Raw genomic sequence first — 15,977 nt, 5'->3', positions numbered from 1 at the left:
AACACCCGCCCGGGGCGTTTAGCAAAAAGTGGTTTTGGGGCTACCATCCCCCCCGGCCCATCACACCCGGCTGTATGGCGCAGGCGCTGCCCGGCACGCCTCTCCCCACCGCGCTCTTTCCATTTTGGCCAGGAAATCCCATATTCGGGACATGGCCAAATCTCCCGCTCAGAAAACGCCGCCGACGGCGAACGACGACCGCGCCGCGCCGAAGCGGCGCAGTCCGCTGACCGATTTCCTCGACGCTTCGGAGCCGCTGCACAGAGGCGGCTTCGCCGAGATGCCGCAGCCGGAGCTCTCTGGCACGCCGCTGACCGGTTCGATCGCGGATTGGGCCGAGCAGATCGAGCAGGAGGCCGAGAAGGAAGGGCGTCTTGCCGGCAAGGGCGACGGCGGCAAATCGCCGAAGCCGTCGAAGAAGATACCCGAGCGTTCAAGCTCGCCGGGACGCAGTTCGCGCGGCACCTCGATGGGTGGGGCGGCGTCAGCCAGGGAGCGCACCGCCGCCGGCCTCAATCCGGTCGCCGGCCTCGACATCTCGCTGGAAGACGCCGAGACGATGGCTTCGGGCAGCGTCACCGCGACGGTGGCGGCACTGTCGGCGCTGATCGAATCCGGCAATCCGCTGCACAAGGACGGTGTGCTGTGGACGCCGCACCGCCCTGCCCGCCCGGAAAAGTCCGAAGGCGGCATTGCCATCAAGATGGTGTCGGACTTCGAACCAGCCGGCGATCAGCCGACCGCGATCAAGGATCTGGTCGAAGGCGTCGACAACAACGACCGGACCCAGGTGCTGCTCGGCGTCACCGGCTCCGGAAAAACCTTCACCATGGCCAAGGTGATCGAGGAGACGCAGCGCCCTGCCTTGATCCTGGCGCCGAACAAGACGCTGGCGGCGCAGCTCTATTCCGAGTTCAAGAAATTCTTCCCGGAAAACGCCGTCGAGTATTTCGTCTCCTACTACGACTATTACCAGCCGGAAGCCTACGTCCCGCGCACCGACACCTTCATCGAGAAGGAATCCTCGATCAACGAGCAGATCGACCGCATGCGCCATTCGGCGACGCGTTCGCTGCTCGAGCGCGACGACGTCATCATCGTCGCCTCGGTGTCCTGCATCTACGGTATCGGCTCGGTCGAAACCTATACGGCGATGACCTTCCAGATGCAGATCGGCGACCGGCTCGACCAGCGCGCGCTGCTCGCCGATCTCGTCGCCCAGCAGTACAAGCGCCAGGACATCAATTTCGTTCGCGGCTCGTTCCGCGTGCGCGGCGACACGATCGAGATCTTCCCGGCCCACCTGGAAGACCGCGCCTGGCGCATCTCGATGTTCGGCGACGAGATCGAGCAGATCACCGAGTTCGACCCGCTGACCGGCCAGAAGACCGGCGAGCTGAAAAGCGTCAAGATCTACGCCAATTCGCACTATGTGACGCCGCGCCCGACGCTGAACCAGGCGATCAAGTCGATCAAGGAAGAGCTCAAGCACCGGCTGGTCGAACTCGAGCGGGCCGGCCGCCTGCTTGAGGCGCAGCGGCTGGAACAGCGCTGCCGCTTCGACCTCGAGATGCTGGAAGCCACCGGCTCCTGCGCCGGCATCGAGAACTATTCGCGCTATCTCACCGGCCGCCAGCCGGGTGATCCGCCGCCGACGCTGTTCGAGTACATTCCCGACAACGCGCTGGTCTTCATCGATGAAAGCCATGTCACCGTGCCGCAGATCGGCGGCATGTATCGCGGCGACTTTCGCCGCAAGGCGACACTGGCCGAATACGGCTTCCGTCTGCCGTCCTGCATGGACAACCGGCCGCTGCGCTTCGAGGAATGGGATGCCATGCGTCCGCTTTCGGTCGCCGTCTCGGCGACCCCTGGCGGCTGGGAGATGGAGCAGGCCGGCGGCGTCTTCGCCGAGCAGGTCATCCGCCCGACCGGCCTGATCGATCCGCCGGTCGAGGTTCGCCCGGCCAAGACCCAGGTCGACGATGTCGTCGGCGAAATCCGTGACACCACCAAGGCCGGCTACCGCACGCTGGTGACGGTGCTGACCAAGCGCATGGCCGAGGACTTGACCGAATATCTGCATGAGCAAGGCATCCGCGTGCGCTACATGCACTCGGACATCGACACGCTGGAACGCATCGAGATCCTGCGCGATCTGCGCCTCGGCGCCTTCGACGTGCTGGTCGGCATCAACCTGCTGCGCGAAGGCCTCGACATTCCCGAATGCGGCTTCGTCGCCATTCTCGACGCCGACAAGGAAGGTTTCCTGCGCTCGGAAACCTCGCTGATCCAGACCATCGGCCGCGCCGCCAGAAACGTCGACGGCAAGGTCATCCTCTATGCCGACCAGGTGACCGGCTCGATGGAACGGGCGATGGCCGAAACCAACCGCCGCCGCGAAAAGCAGGTGGAGTGGAACGAGGCCAACGGCATCACCCCGGAATCGGTCAAATCGCGCATCTCCGACATCTTGGATTCGGTCTACGAGAAGGACCACGTCCGCGCCGACATCTCGCAGTTCACCGACAGTGCCGGCGCCATGATGGGCAACAACCTCAAGGCCCATCTCGACGCGATGGAAAAGCAGATGCGCGATGCCGCAGCCAATCTCGACTTCGAAAAGGCGGCCCGCATCCGCGACGAGATCAAGCGTCTGCGAGAGATAGAATTGTCCATCTCCGAAGACCCACTGGCCAAATACGCCGATATGGAAAGTCCTGCCTCAGGCCGCGAAAAGGGCAAGCACAACAAGGGCGTGGCCAAACATCGGACAGCAGAGGAACAGGAGCGTTTCCGCAAGCTCGACGCGGCGCGTGCCGCAGAAGAGGCGGCCAAGGCTGCCCGGCCCAACCTCTTCCGCAAGCCTGACCTCGACGAGATGGGCGCCGATGGCGCCGTACCAGTGAAAAAACCGCTGTTTTCAAAACCCTCGATCGACGACATGGGTCCGGGCACCGACATGCCGACGCCGGCCGGCGCGGTGTCACGCTCGCTGTTCAAGAAACAGTCGGCCGAAGAGGCGCACGGCTCCGACTTCGGCATTCCCGGCGACGTCACCAAGCCACTGTTCAAGAAGAACTCGCTCGATGAAATGACTGTACGGCGGACGGAAAAGCCGGTCGAAGGAAAAGTGCCGGCCAAGCCGCAGCCAATCTCCCCCCAAGTGGGGGAGATGCCCGGCAGGGCAGAGGGGCGCGCGAAGGAACGCGACGATTCCGCTAAGCCAATCGTTCGCCAGCGCGCCGGCATCGGCTCATACGAGGATCCAAGCGACGCACGCCGCGACAAACGCCGGCCGGGGAAGACGGGACGGCCGGGGAAGTAGGTTCAAATTATTCGAAATGCCGGCGGGACAGCGCCCCCCTCTGTCCTGCCGGACATCTCCCCCACGAGGGGGGGAGATTGGCAGCTTCACCGCATCGCTCCCTCCTGGGCCGCCCCCTTGCCACCAGCCTCGCCTTTGGTGTAATCGCTCCGCACACTCGAACGTCTCGAAAGGAGGGCTCACGTGTTTACGTTTCATCGTCACCATCGTCAGCGTGGCCCGATTTCTGCCCTGCGAGCTTGCTTGCAGGGCTGACCAGGGACGGTCCGGGTTTTTCCCGCTTCGATTTTTTGGTCTGCCCTTCGTGGTGTTGCAACGCCGAGCCTGATGGCCAGCACGCGCACCGTCAAAGTGGACCGGAGATGTCTCCGGCAAGACCAGAGAAATCAAAATGGCCCTGATCAGCCTCAAATCCCTCGGCGTCACCATGAGTGCGCCGCTGTTTGCCAATCTCGACCTCACCATCGGCTCCGGCGACCGGCTCGGCATTGTCGCCGCCAATGGCCGCGGCAAGTCGACCTTGCTGAAATGCCTGACCGGCGAGATGGAGCCGACCTCCGGTGACATCACCCGCACGCGCGGCCTGCGCGTCGGTCATGTCGAGCAATCCATTGCCCCGGCCCTTCTCACCCGCAGCTTCCATCAGGTGGTGGCCGACGCCTTGCCGCCCGAGCAGGCTGAAAGCGAGCTGTGGCGCGTCGACGTGGTTCTCGATTCACTCGATGTGCCGGAGCCGATGCGCGAGCGGCCAATGCAGGCGCTGAGCGGCGGTTGGCAGAGACTGGCGCTGATCGCCCGCGTCTGGGTGACAGATCCGGACGTGCTGCTGCTCGACGAGCCGACCAACCATCTCGACCTTGCTCGCATCAGCCAGTTGGAAACCTGGCTCAACGCATTGCCGCGTGAGGTGCCGGTCGTCATTGCCAGCCACGACCGCGCCTTTCTCGACGCCGCCACCAACCGGACGCTGTTCCTGCGCCCGGAACAGTCGCCCGTGTTTGCCTTGCCCTATTCCCGCGCCAGGCGGGCGCTCGACGAGGTCGACGCCTCGACCGAGCGCAAGTTCCAGCGCGACATGAAGGTGGCGCAGCAATTGCGCCGGCAGGCGGCCAAGCTCAACAATATCGGCATCAATTCAGGCAGCGACCTGCTGACGGTCAAGACCAGGCAACTCAGCCAGCGGGCCGAAAAACTGGAGGAAGCGGCGAACCCGGCGCATCGCGAGAAGTCGGCGGGTGCCATAAAACTGGCCAATCGCGGCACCCACGCCAAAGTGCTGATCACGCTCGATGACGCGGCTGTCGAAACACCCGATGGCACGCTGCTGTTTCGGACCGGCAAGCGCCACATCTGCCAGGGCGACCGCATCGTGCTGCTAGGCCGCAACGGCGTCGGCAAGTCGCGCTTCGTCACCCTGATCCGCAATGCCATTGTCGAACCGGACACGGTGCGGAATGTGAAGGTGACGCCGTCGACGGTGCTCGGCTACAGCGACCAGGCGCTGTCGGGCATCAGCGGCGACGACACGCCGCTGGCGATGGTCTCGCGGCGCTACGATGTCGGCGAGCAGCGCGCACGGTCGTTGCTGGCCGGTGCTGGCGTGGTCATCGAGATGCAGGAGAAAAAGATCGGCGTGCTGTCCGGCGGCCAGAAGGCACGGCTGATGATGCTGGCGCTGAGGCTCGCCAATCCCAACTTCTATCTGTTGGACGAGCCGACCAACCACCTCGACATCGACGGCCAGGAAGCGCTGGAAGCGGAACTCCTGGCGCATCAGGCAAGCTGCGTGCTCGCCTCGCACGACCGCTCCTTCATCCGCGCCATCGGCAACCGCTTTTGGCTGATCGACAAACGAAAGCTGACCGAAGTCGAGGACCCCGAGGAGTTCTTCCGCTCAGTGGCCGAAACGGCAGGATGAGGCCAACGGAGGTCGACTGGCATGTAAATTATTTGCTTACAGACCTTGTTTTTTGTAAGCAATCTGTTTACATATATCGATGATCAAGTCCTTCAAGAACAAGGCGCTGTCGGACCTCTTTCAAACTGGAAAGACCGGCAAGATCGACGCCAAGATGCACAAGCGCATTCTTGTCCGGCTTGACCGCCTGGAAGCTTCGGAGAAGCCGGAGGAAATGAACCTTCCCGGCTTCGATTTCCACCCGCTGAAAGGCTTCGATCCAATCCGCTACATGGTCCACGTCAACGGTCCGTGGTGCATCACATTCGAGTTCGACGGCAAGGACGCTGCCCGCGTCGATTTCGAGCAATATCACTGAGGCGGCCAGACTGGAGAAGTTCGACTTATGACCGTGCACGAGCCGACGCGTCCTATTGAGCGTTGTCCCTCCCACCCGGGAGCGCTGCTTGAGGACATTATCCCGGCAACTGGAAAGACCAAGGTGGAAATTGCAAATCTGCTCGGGATCTCCCGGCAGCAGCTCTATGACATCATCCGCGAAAAGAAGCCGGTTTCGCCGGCTGTGGCCGCTCGCCTCGGGAAGCTGTTCGGCGACGGCGCCGCGATCTGGCTTCGAATGCAAGCGGCTTTCGATGCTTGGCACGCAGAGCGTGAAGTTGATGTTTCAGCGATCCCCACGCTCAGGGTTGCGTAGGTCCGCACGGCAGCATTCGGACAGACCATCAGACGCCGCGATAAAAAATCTCGACGGTCTGTCGGATAGCCTCAGCCCATCGCGTCCTTGGGATGCCGACACGATGATGCCGGCGCCAACCCAGGGAGAATTATCATGTCGGTTCTTTCATCCATCGGTCGCGTCGCAACCCGGTATGCGGCAGCGCGCGCTCGTCACCGCAGCGAGCGCATCCTGCTTTCGCTGCCGGCCTCGCTGCGCAAGGATATCGGCTTTCCGGACGTCTTCGACGCGCAGAACGGCCGCCGCCCCTGACCTCGCGAGGCGCCAGTCAGTCATGCGTATCACCTGAAAGCGGTGTCGCCTGCATCGATGCGCGTTTTTCGAAAGCCTCGAACCAGTGCGTCAGCCGCGCCCGCGAGCGAAAAGACGGCAGGTGGCGGAACGCCATCCAGGACAGCGTGGTGGCCAAGGCGATGTGGCCGACATGGAGCGGTGCCTCGTCGTCCAGCGTGCTTTCGATCCAGTCGTAGCTCGCCTCGATCTTTTCCCGGTATCCGTCGGCGAGAGCGCTATAACGCAGCTTTTCGGGTCTCCTTTCTGTCTCCCAGCGCAAAGCGATGCCTGTCTGCGCGAGGCCCTGGGCGACCGACTGAAGCCGCAGCGCCTGCCAGCGCGCCTCGCCGTCCTGCGGCAGCAGCTTGCGGCCGTCATGCAGTGTGTCGAGATAGGCGCAGATGACATCGGAATCGAAGATCGGCGACGCATTTGGCCGCAACAGCACCGGCACCTTGCCAAGCGGATTTTCGGCGTAGACATCGGCGTTGCGCAGGGTCGGACTGGTCTCATGATGGATGACCTCCAGCCGATCGGCAATGCCGGCCTCATGGGCAAAGACGAGCGCCTTGCGCGCGAAGGGTGAGTGGGTCTGATAGTAGAGGATCATTGTCGTCCCGGGGTTGAAGAGGCGTTCGCGTGATCCATCTGTTCTAGCCTGCGAGCCGAGAGAATTGCGCTCTGATTGGGCGCCGCCGACGCAAGTTCGTTTCACGCCTCTCGCTCGAGCCCGCGGCTGTCCGGGATTATCAAGGGCCGACCGCCAAAAAAAATTCGCCGCCATGTAGGATCGCCGCCGTCCGATCCGTCCTATGGCTCGCAAGGCCAAACGCAAAGAGGAACAACAAATGACTGATCAGACCCCCGTTCAGCCCGCGGCCAAAGTGCTCGGCGGATTGACCCCCTATCTGCAGCTGGATGGCGCCTTAAAGGCTGCCGAATTCTACAAGAAGGCCTTCGGCGCGGAGCAGGTCTTTGCCTACCCGGCGGACGAAAAAGGCCGCACCATGCACATTCACCTCCACATCAATGGCTCGACCCTCATGCTCTCCGATTTCTATCCGGAAAACGGAATGCCCGCCGTCAAGCCGCAGGGTTACACCATGCAGCTTCACCTCGGCAGCGACGACATCGAAGCCTGGTGGAAGCGCGCCGTCGATGCCGGCTGCGAAGTCGCCGTGCCGCTCCAGGTCATGTTCTGGGGCGATCAGTGGGGCAATATGCGCGACCCGTTCGGCGTCGAATGGGCGATGAACGCGCCGGTGAAGAAAGCCTGATCTGCCGCCGATGGCCCGAGCCCCTCACCGGCCGGCGCCGGTGAGGCCCTGTGAACTTCCAGGAGGAGATCCAAAATGTCCTATGTCGATGGTTTCGTACTTGCCGTATCCAAGGCAAAACTCGATGACTACAAGAAGCTGGCCAACCTCGCAGGGCCTATCTGGAGGGAACATGGCGCGCTCGCCTATGTCGAATGCATCGGCGACGACGTGCCCTATGGCGAGGTCACGTCCTTCCCGCGTGCCGTGCAGGCCAAGGACGACGAGATCGTCGTCTTCGCCTGGGCCGTCTATGAGTCGCGGGAGAGCCGCGATGCCGTCATGGCCAAGGTGATGGCAGATCCCCGCTTGAAGGCCGATTGGGCGGACATGCCGTTCGACGGCAAGCGCATGATCTTCGGTGGCTTCAAGCCATTCATTGAGCTTTGAGCAGCCGGTAGCAGATTAGAAGAAGCCTCTCAGCTTCGTCATCCTAGGCGAAGCAGGAGCGAAGCTCCGTCGCGAAGACCCTAGGATGACGACGCGGCTGCTTAGGCCAATCTCTAAGGCCACGATCTGCTAGATAGCGTTGCGCTAATCCAGCTTGTCGAGCAGCGGCTTGAGCCGGTCTCCATAGCGCTTCCACAGATCGACCGACCCTTGATACATCGGCTGGCGCACCTGTGCGGCTGAAGCCGTGCGAACCGGTCGGTCGGTCTCGTGGAACGATAGAGCCGCGTCGTCCCAGGGCAGACCGAGATGAGCGATCAATGCCCGCGTCTGTCCTTCCTGGTCGGCGACAAAATCCTCGTAGCGTACATCATGCACGACGCCCGGCAGCACCGTGTGCCAATGCTTCATGATGTCGGTGTAGAGATTGTGGAAGTCGGCGAGCTCACCGAGATCGTAGCCATAGCGATGGCTGTCGCCGCGGAAATGCACCTTGTAGATCGACAGGCAGGTGGCCGCCGCATCGCGCGCGCAGTGGATGATCCTGGCCTTCGGCATCATCATGTGGATGAAGCCGACCAGCAGGAAGTTGCCTGGCATTTTGTCGGTGACGTGACGCATGTTCGGATAGCGGGCATGCAGCATGTCGAGATAGGCTTGCCCTGCCTCGGCAAAATCCGCATCGCCCATATCCGATACGCCCCATGGGAAGCCACCCGGCATGGTCGCCGGGAACTGCCTGCCGACCGCCTTCTTCAAGATGCTGAGCTCGCCTGCGCCGTAGACCTGCGGATGGCTGGCAATGATCTGCTCGACCAGCGTCGTGCCCGAACGCGGCATGCCGACAATGAAGATCGGCGTGTCGTCGCTGATTGAGCTGGGCCTGTGCTTCTCGAAGAAGCCGGCATCGAAGGTGGCCTTCATCGCCTCGAACTCGGCCCGCGTCCTGGCCTGGTCGTAGTTGATGCTTTTGCGGCGGATCGCATTGCCTTCGGCGAAATAGTCGAAGGCCCGGCCATAATCCCTGAGATCGTCATTCGCCTTGCCGAGTCCGAAGGACAGCTGCATGCGTGCCAGGCTGTCCTGCGGCGCTTTGGCATGCTGGGCTTCCATGCCCCCAAGCTCGCTGTCGCGATCCTTCTGGCGCTTGACCTGCGTCAGCATCAGCCAGGCTGTGGCCATGGCGGGGTTGATCGCCAACGCCTGCCGGAACAGGTCGACCGCCTCGTCGAGCTTGCCCTTTTCCATCAGCCCGACGCCGAGCCCGTGCAGCAGGTCGGCATCCTTGGGGCGTATCGCCAGCGCTTCGCGGAAGACGGCGAGCGCCTCATCCAGCCGCCCGGCTTCCTGCAGGGTTTCGGCAAGCCCGATGCGGGCGCGCACGTGAAATGGGTTGCGTGCAACCGTGCCGCGATAAATCTCTTCGGCCTCTTCGAACTGGCCGACCTGCTTCAGCGATGAGCCGAGATTGTCGCGCGCCGCGAGCTGGTCCGGCCGCAGATCCACCGCACCGCGGAAGAAATCGATGGCCGCAGCAGGGCGGCCGAGGTCGCGCATCACCGTACCGAAATTGTTGAGGAAATCGGGATTCGTCGGCTGCAGGCTCACCGACCGTTCGATGAGATCCAGCCCTTCTTCGCTGCGCCCGGTCTGGTGCAGCAGCAGTCCCAGGAAATGCGCCGCGGCCGCATGCTTGGGCTGACGCGCCAGCACCTGCCGGTAGATCGTCTCAGCCTCTTGCCGGCGCCCCGCCTGATGCAGTTGCAACGCCTGCTGCACATACTGGTCGAGGCCCAGCGGCGGCTGTCCGCCTGCGCCAGACCTGGCTCCCGCACCCGCCGCTCGTCTTTGATCTCTGTTGATGGGAAACCTGCCGTGTTTTATCCGCCTGTGGCGATCTAGGCCATTGGCGCGCCAGGTTCAAGGCTTCGCTTGCTGTCTCGTCCTTTCGTCGGTGCGGAAAGATCAAATCAGGCGATTGGTCTCGGCAACCTGCCTGGCACGCCGAACCGTTCCATCGGTGTCGGCGATCCTTCGCTTTGCCGCCTCGTCACTTCTGACAGTCAGCCGCGGCGACAGGACAACCATCGGCTTTGCCATTACCGGCTTTGCGACCGGCGTGATCGTTGCGGGGGTGCCTGTTGGCGTCTTTACGGACATCTCGAGGTCTCCTTCTTCAACTCACAAGAAAAATGAAAATACCGGGAGAATTATTCCCGCTAAGCTTCAAACAGTTTTTGAATTGTACGAATTTGTATCATCATTTTTCTGATAGTTACAGCGCGCAATTTTTTGAATGAAGCCCATTTTTATTTTAAAACGCCTTGATTAAATTACAACAAAGACCTATCTGTGCAGGATCGCTTTGGGCCAGAATTGGCATCTCGCGGCGTCAGAGGTTCTCGGCCCGCCAATCTCATTCCAAATCATCGATACCGGGCGCGCGGCATATTCGCTCCGCGCGACCATTCTCTTTCTTCGAAAGACCGACATGAACACCGGAACCGTGAAGTTCTACAATGGTCAGACCGGCTTCATTCAGCCGACCGATGGCGGCAAGGACGTCTTTGTCCATGTCAGCGCACTGGAGCGCGCCGGCTTCCCCGGCCTCGCCGAAGGCCAGAAGCTGCAGTTCGAGTTGGAGCGTGACACCAAGGGCCGCGAGTCGGCCGCCAATTTGCAATTGATCTGATCCGGCCGAATTCGATGAACGCTGACCACGGATGTACTGGCAGCTCTCGAAAGCGGCTTATTTCCAGCGACTGCCGGAAATAGGAAAGCGGGGCTCGTCCCCGCTTTTTTGTTTTCAGGACCGCTGCTTTGCATAGGTAAGACAATGCCGGACCGCACCACCCACTCCATCGCGCACTTCACCGCACCTTTCGTGCTCGGCGGACTGGAAGGGCAGCTGCCGGCCGGCGACTACGACATCGACCACGACGAAGAGCTGATCGAGGGCATGTCGCGGCTTGCCTGGCGCCGCGTCGCCACTTTCATCCATCTGCCGGCAAGGGCAGCGAAAAACCCGCCCACCAGCCAGCTTGTCGCCATCGATTACCTCGAACTCGAAACAGCGCTGAAGCGCGACAGGGAGAATGCAGCATGATCCGTTTCCAGCAGAATGCGCGCCCGCGCACCGACACACCCGCGCACCAGTTTTCGATCGGTCAGACCGTGCGCATGAAGAGCCGCACCGGCCTCGTTCAGAAGACCGCCGAACTGTTCCAGATCAAGAGCAGGCTGCCGGTCAAGGATGGTTCGCCGCAATACCGCATCCGCAGCGAGCAGGAGACCTATGAGCGGGTCACCACCGAAGACAATCTCGAACCGGCAGATCCGGTTGTTGCCGACAACCCCGTTGTTGCCAGCAACCCGCTCGTCTGAGACCCCACCGCCAAGCCAACACTGAAGCAGGAGCACGACATGTCCAAAGGTCAACAGCGAAGCAACCGCGAGACACGCAAGCCGAAGAAGGACAAGGTCGTGGCAAAGCCCGCCTCCCCGTTCGGTTCGTCGGTCAAGCAGGCGGAGAGCAGCTTGAAGCCGAAGTCGAAAGGCTGACAAACTGGAGGGCGCGCCTCGTGCGCCCTTTCCGTCGTCCTCTGTGAGGTGGCGAATTGACTGGACAGGCCTGCGCAATGCTCTGCCACGGAGGCGCGCTTGAATTTCGTCATCGAGTTCTACCGGTCGCGCGACGCCGACGAAGCCACTCTCGACAAGGTATCGCTGGAGGCGCCGAACCTGCGCGCCGCGCTGCAGGGCGCCACCGCGCTGTTCCACACGCTGGCCATGCCGCAAATCCCCGATCGCTTGCGCATCTGCGACGACAATGGCAGCGAGCTTTACGCCGGCCCAGCCGACGGCGCCTATCCGGTTTAGAGCAGCGGTGCTGCCCCACGACTCCATTAAAGTTCACGTAAGATCGAGGCCCTAATATCCGCCTGAACCGGGCCGCTGCCGCGATTGGTGGCCGAGACGTTGCGGGCGATCACCCACGATCGCCGCTCATACCCGAAAGCAGGAGGCGCATGGACAGGTCGCGCATCATCGTGACGGCGGTGGTGTTGGCCATGCTGGGCGCCATCTTGCCAATCGCAGCTATGTTTCATCTCGCTTGGATTCAGGCCGTCCAAAAGGAACATGGGCGGCTGCAGCTGTTCGCCAGCCGCGCCATCGCCAGGGCCGACATCTCGCTCAACGATGCGACCGCCGCCTTGCGGCAGATCGACCAGTTCACCGGCATCCGCTGTTCGGCGGACCATATAGCCCGTATGCGGCAACTCACCATCAACACGCGCCCGATCGAAGAAATGGGCTATTTCGAAAACGGCCTGCTCAAATGCTCTTCCTGGGGACCGACCGAAGGGCGCGTTGCGCAATCCACCCCTGACTTCACCACCAGGGACGGCATTGCCGTCACCGCCCGCATGCAGCCGGTGATGAGCGAGGACCATTTTCTGATGGCGCTGCGATACAGGGATCACAACGTCCTTGTCGATCCGGTACGCTTTGTCGACGTCATCGTCGATCCCGGTGTCCAGATCGCCTTGACGACGCAAACGGGCATCCTGCTTGGCGCGCTGAATAGCCCGAATCCTGCCCGTATCGAGAAGATCGTCGCCGGCCCCAGCGAAGGCATCGATGACGATCTCCTGTTTGCCGCGGCGCGCGGGACGGACTGGATTGCTGTCGCCACCGAACCGACAAGCCAGATCCTGGGCAGCGTTCGCAAGCAGCAATTCATGCTGCTCCCGCTCGGCGCCTTCATGGCTGCCTTCATCATCGGCGTGGTTGTGTGGCTGTCACGAAGGCGGCTTTCGCCCTTGGGAGAATTGCAGATCGCCGTGCGCAAGCACGAATTCATCGTCCACTATCAGCCGATCGTCGAGCTCAGGACCGGCAATTGCATCGGCGCGGAAGCGCTGGTGCGCTGGAAGCGGCCGAATGGCTCCCTGGTCCGGCCCGATCTCTTCATTCCGCTGGCGGAAGAGAGTGGCCTGATCACAGCGATCACCGATCAGGTCATTGCGATGGTTGTGTTCGACCTGAACAAGCTCCTGGTCGCCGATCGCTCGCTTCACATCGCCATCAATCTCAGCGCAACCGATGTCGGCACCGCGCGGGTCCTGCCTATTATCGAAAAGGCGTTGCAGCACACCGGAATCCGGCCCCAGCAAATCTGGCTCGAGGCCACGGAGCGAGGTTTCGTCGATATCAACTCGGCGCGTTCGACGCTCATTCGTGCCCGCGAACTGGGGCACGCAGTGGCAATCGACGACTTCGGCACCGGCTATTCCAGCCTGTCCTATCTCGAGGGGCTGCCGCTCGATGCGCTCAAGATCGACAAATCGTTCATCGATACGATCAGCACGAATTCCGCCACCAGTTCCGTCACCCCGCATATCATCGACATGGCCAAGACACTGAAGCTGAAGATCGTTGCCGAGGGCGTGGAAACGCAGGCGCAGGCCGACTATCTCGCCGAGCGCGACGTCGACTACGGCCAGGGCTGGCTTTTCGCCAGACCCATGCCTGCGTCCGAGTTCATCGCCTACTGTCGCCAGGTGGAGCCGACGGCTTGACGCCTATCGTCCTCAACAAGGCGCAGCGTTCTCAGCACGGCCCGTGGCCAACGACGCGATAGTCCGCGGCGCGGGCTTCGCAGGAATTGGGGAAGGTGCGCATCTCGCCATGCCGGCGGCCGCAGACCGGAGCATATTCGCGGGTGCAGAACGTCTGCTCTTCACCGCCACCGCCACCGCCACCGCCACCGCCGCTGTCGCGGCACGGACCGTCGCGCACGATGCGGTAGCCAGCCCGGTCGGCAAGACAGGAATTGGCGAAGGTCTGGCGGTCGCCGCCGCGCCGGGCACAGACCGGCTCGTACTGCTTGCTGCAATATTGCGGCTCGGGCCGTGGCGGACGCGGGCGTGGCCCTGGTCCCTCATCGACGACAACGGTGCAGGCGGCAAGAATTGCCGACAGCAACAAGATGACAAAACCCTGCCGCGAAAAGATTGCCGCCAGAAATTTCATGATGATCTCCCACGATCGGTCCCCGGTTACCGATCCTCGCCATTCCCTTGCCAAATGCAACCCCCGTTTGAGCTCGGCAAACGATAACGGCGCCTGGACCGCAAGGGAGGTCAGCGCGCCGCGATGTCTGGCCCATTCGTGGCCCGGCTCTGGCCGATGACCCGGCCGGCAAGCAAGCCTATGCCGAGCCCATCGATGCTCAGGTCAGTCGATTGATGCGTCGGGATGCGCCAGTACGGCGGCCCGCGGCGGTATCTTGCAACCATCACGTTTCCGTGCGATAAATTCCGTGTTCGGGCATTTGCGACCCGGAGAGCGGAACGTTTTGGACGACCTTTCCCCGATACTGTGAATCTCTGACGGCCCCGTTTTCGGCGGGGGGTTTGACCATGCGCCAATGCATGACTGCCGAAGCAACCACCGGGAACTGCCCTTTGCGCCAGGCGGCGGGCGGGACCACCAAAGACTGAACGGGTGAAGGAGTTTCCCCAATGGCCCAGACCGGCACCGTTAAATTCTTCAACGCGACCAAAGGCTTCGGTTTCATCACGCCCGATGGTGGCGCCAAGGATGTGTTCGTCCATATCTCCGCGATCGAAGCCTCCGGCTTGCGCACGCTCGTCGACGGCCAGAAGGTCACCTTCGACGTCGAGCCGGACCGCATGGGCAAGGGCCCCAAGGCCGTCAACCTCCGCGCAGCCTGAGCCATCGGCGCGCCGCATGTCACTCGGACGTGCGACGGAGGCTCCATGCCTGCACCTGGCCTGGAGAGGGATCTGAATTTTGAAAGGCGCGGCGATCTTCGTCGCGCCTTTTCCTTATCGAAGGCGCGGGCCGGTGATGTCGCCCAAGCCGCCAGGTTCTGGGCAACGACTTGCATAAAAACAAAGACCCAAAGCGTGCCCCAACGTGCTTTAGACGCCCGCAAAACTTTCTCTTGCCGATGACGCTAAAATAAAGGACAAATTTCCACTCGGGCATTTGCCGGCCCGAGACTGGAGTTTATGGGACAAAGGAGCTTCCCATGCCGCAGACCGGCACCGTCAAATTCTTCAACCATGCCAAGGGCTTCGGCTTCATCACGCCCGATGATGGCGCGAAGGATGTTTTCGTCCATATTTCAGCCGTGCAGGCGTCCGGCCTTCCCGGCCTGGAGGATGGCCAGAAAGTGTCGTTCGACACCGAGCCGGACAAGCGCGGCAAGGGACCCAAGGCCGTCAACCTGTCGGTCGGCTGAGCCGGCTTGGACCGGCGATGGTTTTCGCTCCCTGGAGGGCGTGTGACCTTTGACGCCTGTTGTGAATAAATTCGTCGAAATCCGTTCAGCCCCCGTTCAGCCACGGTTGCATATTAGTCTTTGGTAAAGCCGGACCGCATCCCCGAAACTACACGGGCCGGCACGAAGGAGACCGAGATGAACCGAATTTTCAAGACCGCCGTCCTGGCCGCTGCCGTGGTCGCCACCACGCTTTCGGCCTTGCCCGCCGCCAACGCACGTGATTGGCGCCGCCATCATGGCCATCATGGCAACGGCGATGCCATTGCCGCCGGCGTGCTCGGCCTCGCGGCCGGTGCGCTGATCGGTGGCGCATTGGCCAATGACCGCCCGCCGCCCGACGCTGACCGCTACTACGATGACGGTTACTACGATCGTGACGTGGTGGTGCGCCCGGCCCCGGTCCGCCGTTACTATGCGGAGCCGCGGGTGGTCTACGCTGATCGTTATGCCGAGCCGTGGACGCGTGATTGGTACGAATACTGCTCGGACCGCTACCGCACCTTCAATTCCCGCACCGGCACGTTCACCGGCAATGACGGCGAACAGCATTTCTGCACGGCGAACTAAACCAGGGCTTCCCTGCCCCAACAGAAAAGCGCTGACCGCAAGGTCAGCGCTTTCAGACTGCTGACAAACCCCGTCGATTTTCGGCGGGGTTTTTTGTTATGTGATTGAAGTGTCTTGGACTGTTTGTGTCAGGA

The 15,977-nt window shown here is 62.1% G+C and carries 21 protein-coding genes; 17 read left to right on the top strand and 4 right to left on the bottom strand.

Translation table 11 applies throughout. The features are described from left to right. Nucleotides 1-151: 151 nt before the first annotated feature. From uvrB to NKJ67_RS34470, 5 genes are all read left to right on the top strand, one after another. A complete protein-coding gene (gene uvrB / locus NKJ67_RS34490) occupies nucleotides 152-3,328 on the top strand; it encodes an excinuclease ABC subunit UvrB (RefSeq protein WP_352585807.1) in 3,177 nt (1,058 codons plus the stop codon). A 391-nt stretch (nucleotides 3,329-3,719) separates the two neighbouring features. After that, nucleotides 3,720-5,246, top strand: a complete 1,527-nt coding sequence (locus NKJ67_RS34485; protein ID WP_352585805.1) for an ABC-F family ATP-binding cassette domain-containing protein — start codon at nucleotides 3,720-3,722, stop codon at nucleotides 5,244-5,246. A gap of 79 nt (nucleotides 5,247-5,325) precedes the next feature. After that, on the top strand, nucleotides 5,326-5,604 hold the full coding sequence (locus tag NKJ67_RS34480) for a type II toxin-antitoxin system RelE/ParE family toxin (protein WP_127321180.1): 279 nt from the start codon (nucleotides 5,326-5,328) through the stop codon (nucleotides 5,602-5,604). A 27-nt stretch (nucleotides 5,605-5,631) separates the two neighbouring features. Beyond that, nucleotides 5,632-5,940 carry a HigA family addiction module antitoxin gene (locus NKJ67_RS34475; protein WP_127268663.1) on the top strand — a complete coding sequence of 103 codons (309 nt, stop codon included), beginning with the start codon at nucleotides 5,632-5,634 and terminating at the stop codon, nucleotides 5,938-5,940. A 135-nt stretch (nucleotides 5,941-6,075) separates the two neighbouring features. After that, nucleotides 6,076-6,234, top strand: a complete 159-nt coding sequence (locus NKJ67_RS34470; protein WP_127268662.1) for a hypothetical protein — start codon at nucleotides 6,076-6,078, stop codon at nucleotides 6,232-6,234. Nucleotides 6,235-6,250: 16 nt separating this feature from the next. Here NKJ67_RS34470 and NKJ67_RS34465 read toward each other — a convergent pair whose 3' ends face one another. Next, a complete protein-coding gene (locus NKJ67_RS34465) occupies nucleotides 6,251-6,865 on the bottom strand; it encodes a glutathione S-transferase family protein (protein WP_352585802.1) in 615 nt (204 codons plus the stop codon). A gap of 238 nt (nucleotides 6,866-7,103) precedes the next feature. Between NKJ67_RS34465 and NKJ67_RS34460 the strand changes: the two genes are divergently transcribed. Next, nucleotides 7,104-7,532 carry a VOC family protein gene (locus NKJ67_RS34460; protein ID WP_128309995.1) on the top strand — a complete coding sequence of 143 codons (429 nt, stop codon included), beginning with the start codon at nucleotides 7,104-7,106 and terminating at the stop codon, nucleotides 7,530-7,532. 75 nt (nucleotides 7,533-7,607) lie between these two features. Beyond that, nucleotides 7,608-7,961, top strand: a complete 354-nt coding sequence (locus tag NKJ67_RS34455) for a DUF1428 domain-containing protein (protein WP_023809794.1) — start codon at nucleotides 7,608-7,610, stop codon at nucleotides 7,959-7,961. Nucleotides 7,962-8,105: 144 nt separating this feature from the next. Here NKJ67_RS34455 and NKJ67_RS34450 read toward each other — a convergent pair whose 3' ends face one another. Continuing rightward, nucleotides 8,106-9,728, bottom strand: coding sequence for a tetratricopeptide repeat-containing sulfotransferase family protein (locus NKJ67_RS34450; RefSeq protein WP_352585800.1), 1,623 nt, complete (start codon nucleotides 9,726-9,728; stop codon nucleotides 8,106-8,108). 139 nt (nucleotides 9,729-9,867) lie between these two features. On the opposite strand from NKJ67_RS34450, the gene NKJ67_RS34445 reads away from it, so the two are divergent. The 7 genes from NKJ67_RS34445 to NKJ67_RS34415 all read left to right on the top strand — a co-directional run bounded on the left by NKJ67_RS34445 (nucleotide 9,868) and on the right by NKJ67_RS34415 (nucleotide 13,543). Beyond that, the gene (locus tag NKJ67_RS34445) at nucleotides 9,868-10,233 is read left to right on the top strand and encodes a hypothetical protein (protein ID WP_352585798.1); all 366 of its coding nucleotides are present in this window, start codon (nucleotides 9,868-9,870) and stop codon (nucleotides 10,231-10,233) included. A 219-nt stretch (nucleotides 10,234-10,452) separates the two neighbouring features. After that, on the top strand, nucleotides 10,453-10,653 hold the full coding sequence (locus NKJ67_RS34440) for a cold-shock protein (protein WP_127326808.1): 201 nt from the start codon (nucleotides 10,453-10,455) through the stop codon (nucleotides 10,651-10,653). 144 nt (nucleotides 10,654-10,797) lie between these two features. Beyond that, on the top strand, nucleotides 10,798-11,067 hold the full coding sequence (locus NKJ67_RS34435) for a hypothetical protein (protein WP_023809798.1): 270 nt from the start codon (nucleotides 10,798-10,800) through the stop codon (nucleotides 11,065-11,067). After that, nucleotides 11,064-11,345: a hypothetical protein gene (locus NKJ67_RS34430; RefSeq protein WP_127270520.1), complete on the top strand. Its 282-nt coding sequence runs from the start codon at nucleotides 11,064-11,066 to the stop codon at nucleotides 11,343-11,345. Before NKJ67_RS34435 ends, NKJ67_RS34430 begins: the two co-directional genes overlap by 4 nt. A gap of 39 nt (nucleotides 11,346-11,384) precedes the next feature. Further along, the gene (locus NKJ67_RS34425) at nucleotides 11,385-11,522 is read left to right on the top strand and encodes a hypothetical protein (protein WP_164482279.1); all 138 of its coding nucleotides are present in this window, start codon (nucleotides 11,385-11,387) and stop codon (nucleotides 11,520-11,522) included. A 99-nt stretch (nucleotides 11,523-11,621) separates the two neighbouring features. Further along, nucleotides 11,622-11,840 (top strand): hypothetical protein, encoded by a 219-nt coding sequence (locus NKJ67_RS34420; RefSeq protein ID WP_136615974.1) that lies wholly within the window; start codon nucleotides 11,622-11,624, stop codon nucleotides 11,838-11,840. A 149-nt stretch (nucleotides 11,841-11,989) separates the two neighbouring features. Continuing rightward, on the top strand, nucleotides 11,990-13,543 hold the full coding sequence (locus NKJ67_RS34415) for an EAL domain-containing protein (protein WP_352585796.1): 1,554 nt from the start codon (nucleotides 11,990-11,992) through the stop codon (nucleotides 13,541-13,543). A gap of 31 nt (nucleotides 13,544-13,574) precedes the next feature. Here the strand turns inward: NKJ67_RS34415 and NKJ67_RS34410 are convergent, their stop codons facing one another. Both NKJ67_RS34410 and NKJ67_RS34405 read right to left on the bottom strand, forming a co-directional pair. After that, a complete protein-coding gene (locus NKJ67_RS34410) occupies nucleotides 13,575-13,997 on the bottom strand; it encodes a Kazal-type serine protease inhibitor domain-containing protein (protein WP_352585794.1) in 423 nt (140 codons plus the stop codon). A 110-nt stretch (nucleotides 13,998-14,107) separates the two neighbouring features. Beyond that, the gene (locus NKJ67_RS34405; protein ID WP_164748816.1) at nucleotides 14,108-14,263 is read right to left on the bottom strand and encodes a hypothetical protein; all 156 of its coding nucleotides are present in this window, start codon (nucleotides 14,261-14,263) and stop codon (nucleotides 14,108-14,110) included. 225 nt (nucleotides 14,264-14,488) lie between these two features. Between NKJ67_RS34405 and NKJ67_RS34400 the strand changes: the two genes are divergently transcribed. The 3 genes from NKJ67_RS34400 (at nucleotide 14,489) to NKJ67_RS34390 (ending at nucleotide 15,843) form a co-directional block, all read left to right on the top strand. Continuing rightward, nucleotides 14,489-14,701 (top strand): cold-shock protein, encoded by a 213-nt coding sequence (locus NKJ67_RS34400; protein ID WP_006202520.1) that lies wholly within the window; start codon nucleotides 14,489-14,491, stop codon nucleotides 14,699-14,701. A 320-nt stretch (nucleotides 14,702-15,021) separates the two neighbouring features. Next, complete coding sequence (locus NKJ67_RS34395; RefSeq protein WP_013530020.1) at nucleotides 15,022-15,234, top strand: cold-shock protein; 213 nt, start codon at nucleotides 15,022-15,024, stop codon at nucleotides 15,232-15,234. Between the two features lie 177 nt (nucleotides 15,235-15,411). Next, entirely contained in the window at nucleotides 15,412-15,843 is a 432-nt protein-coding gene (locus tag NKJ67_RS34390; protein ID WP_127268420.1) for a BA14K family protein, read from the top strand. The last annotated feature ends 134 nt before the right edge of the window (nucleotides 15,844-15,977 follow it).

It is taken from the genome of Mesorhizobium sp. M0088, assembly GCF_040322895.1.
Lineage (GTDB): Bacteria > Pseudomonadota > Alphaproteobacteria > Rhizobiales > Rhizobiaceae > Mesorhizobium.
The sequence above is the reverse complement of the archived record's forward strand: the minus strand, read 5'-3'. Positions and strand labels throughout refer to the sequence as shown.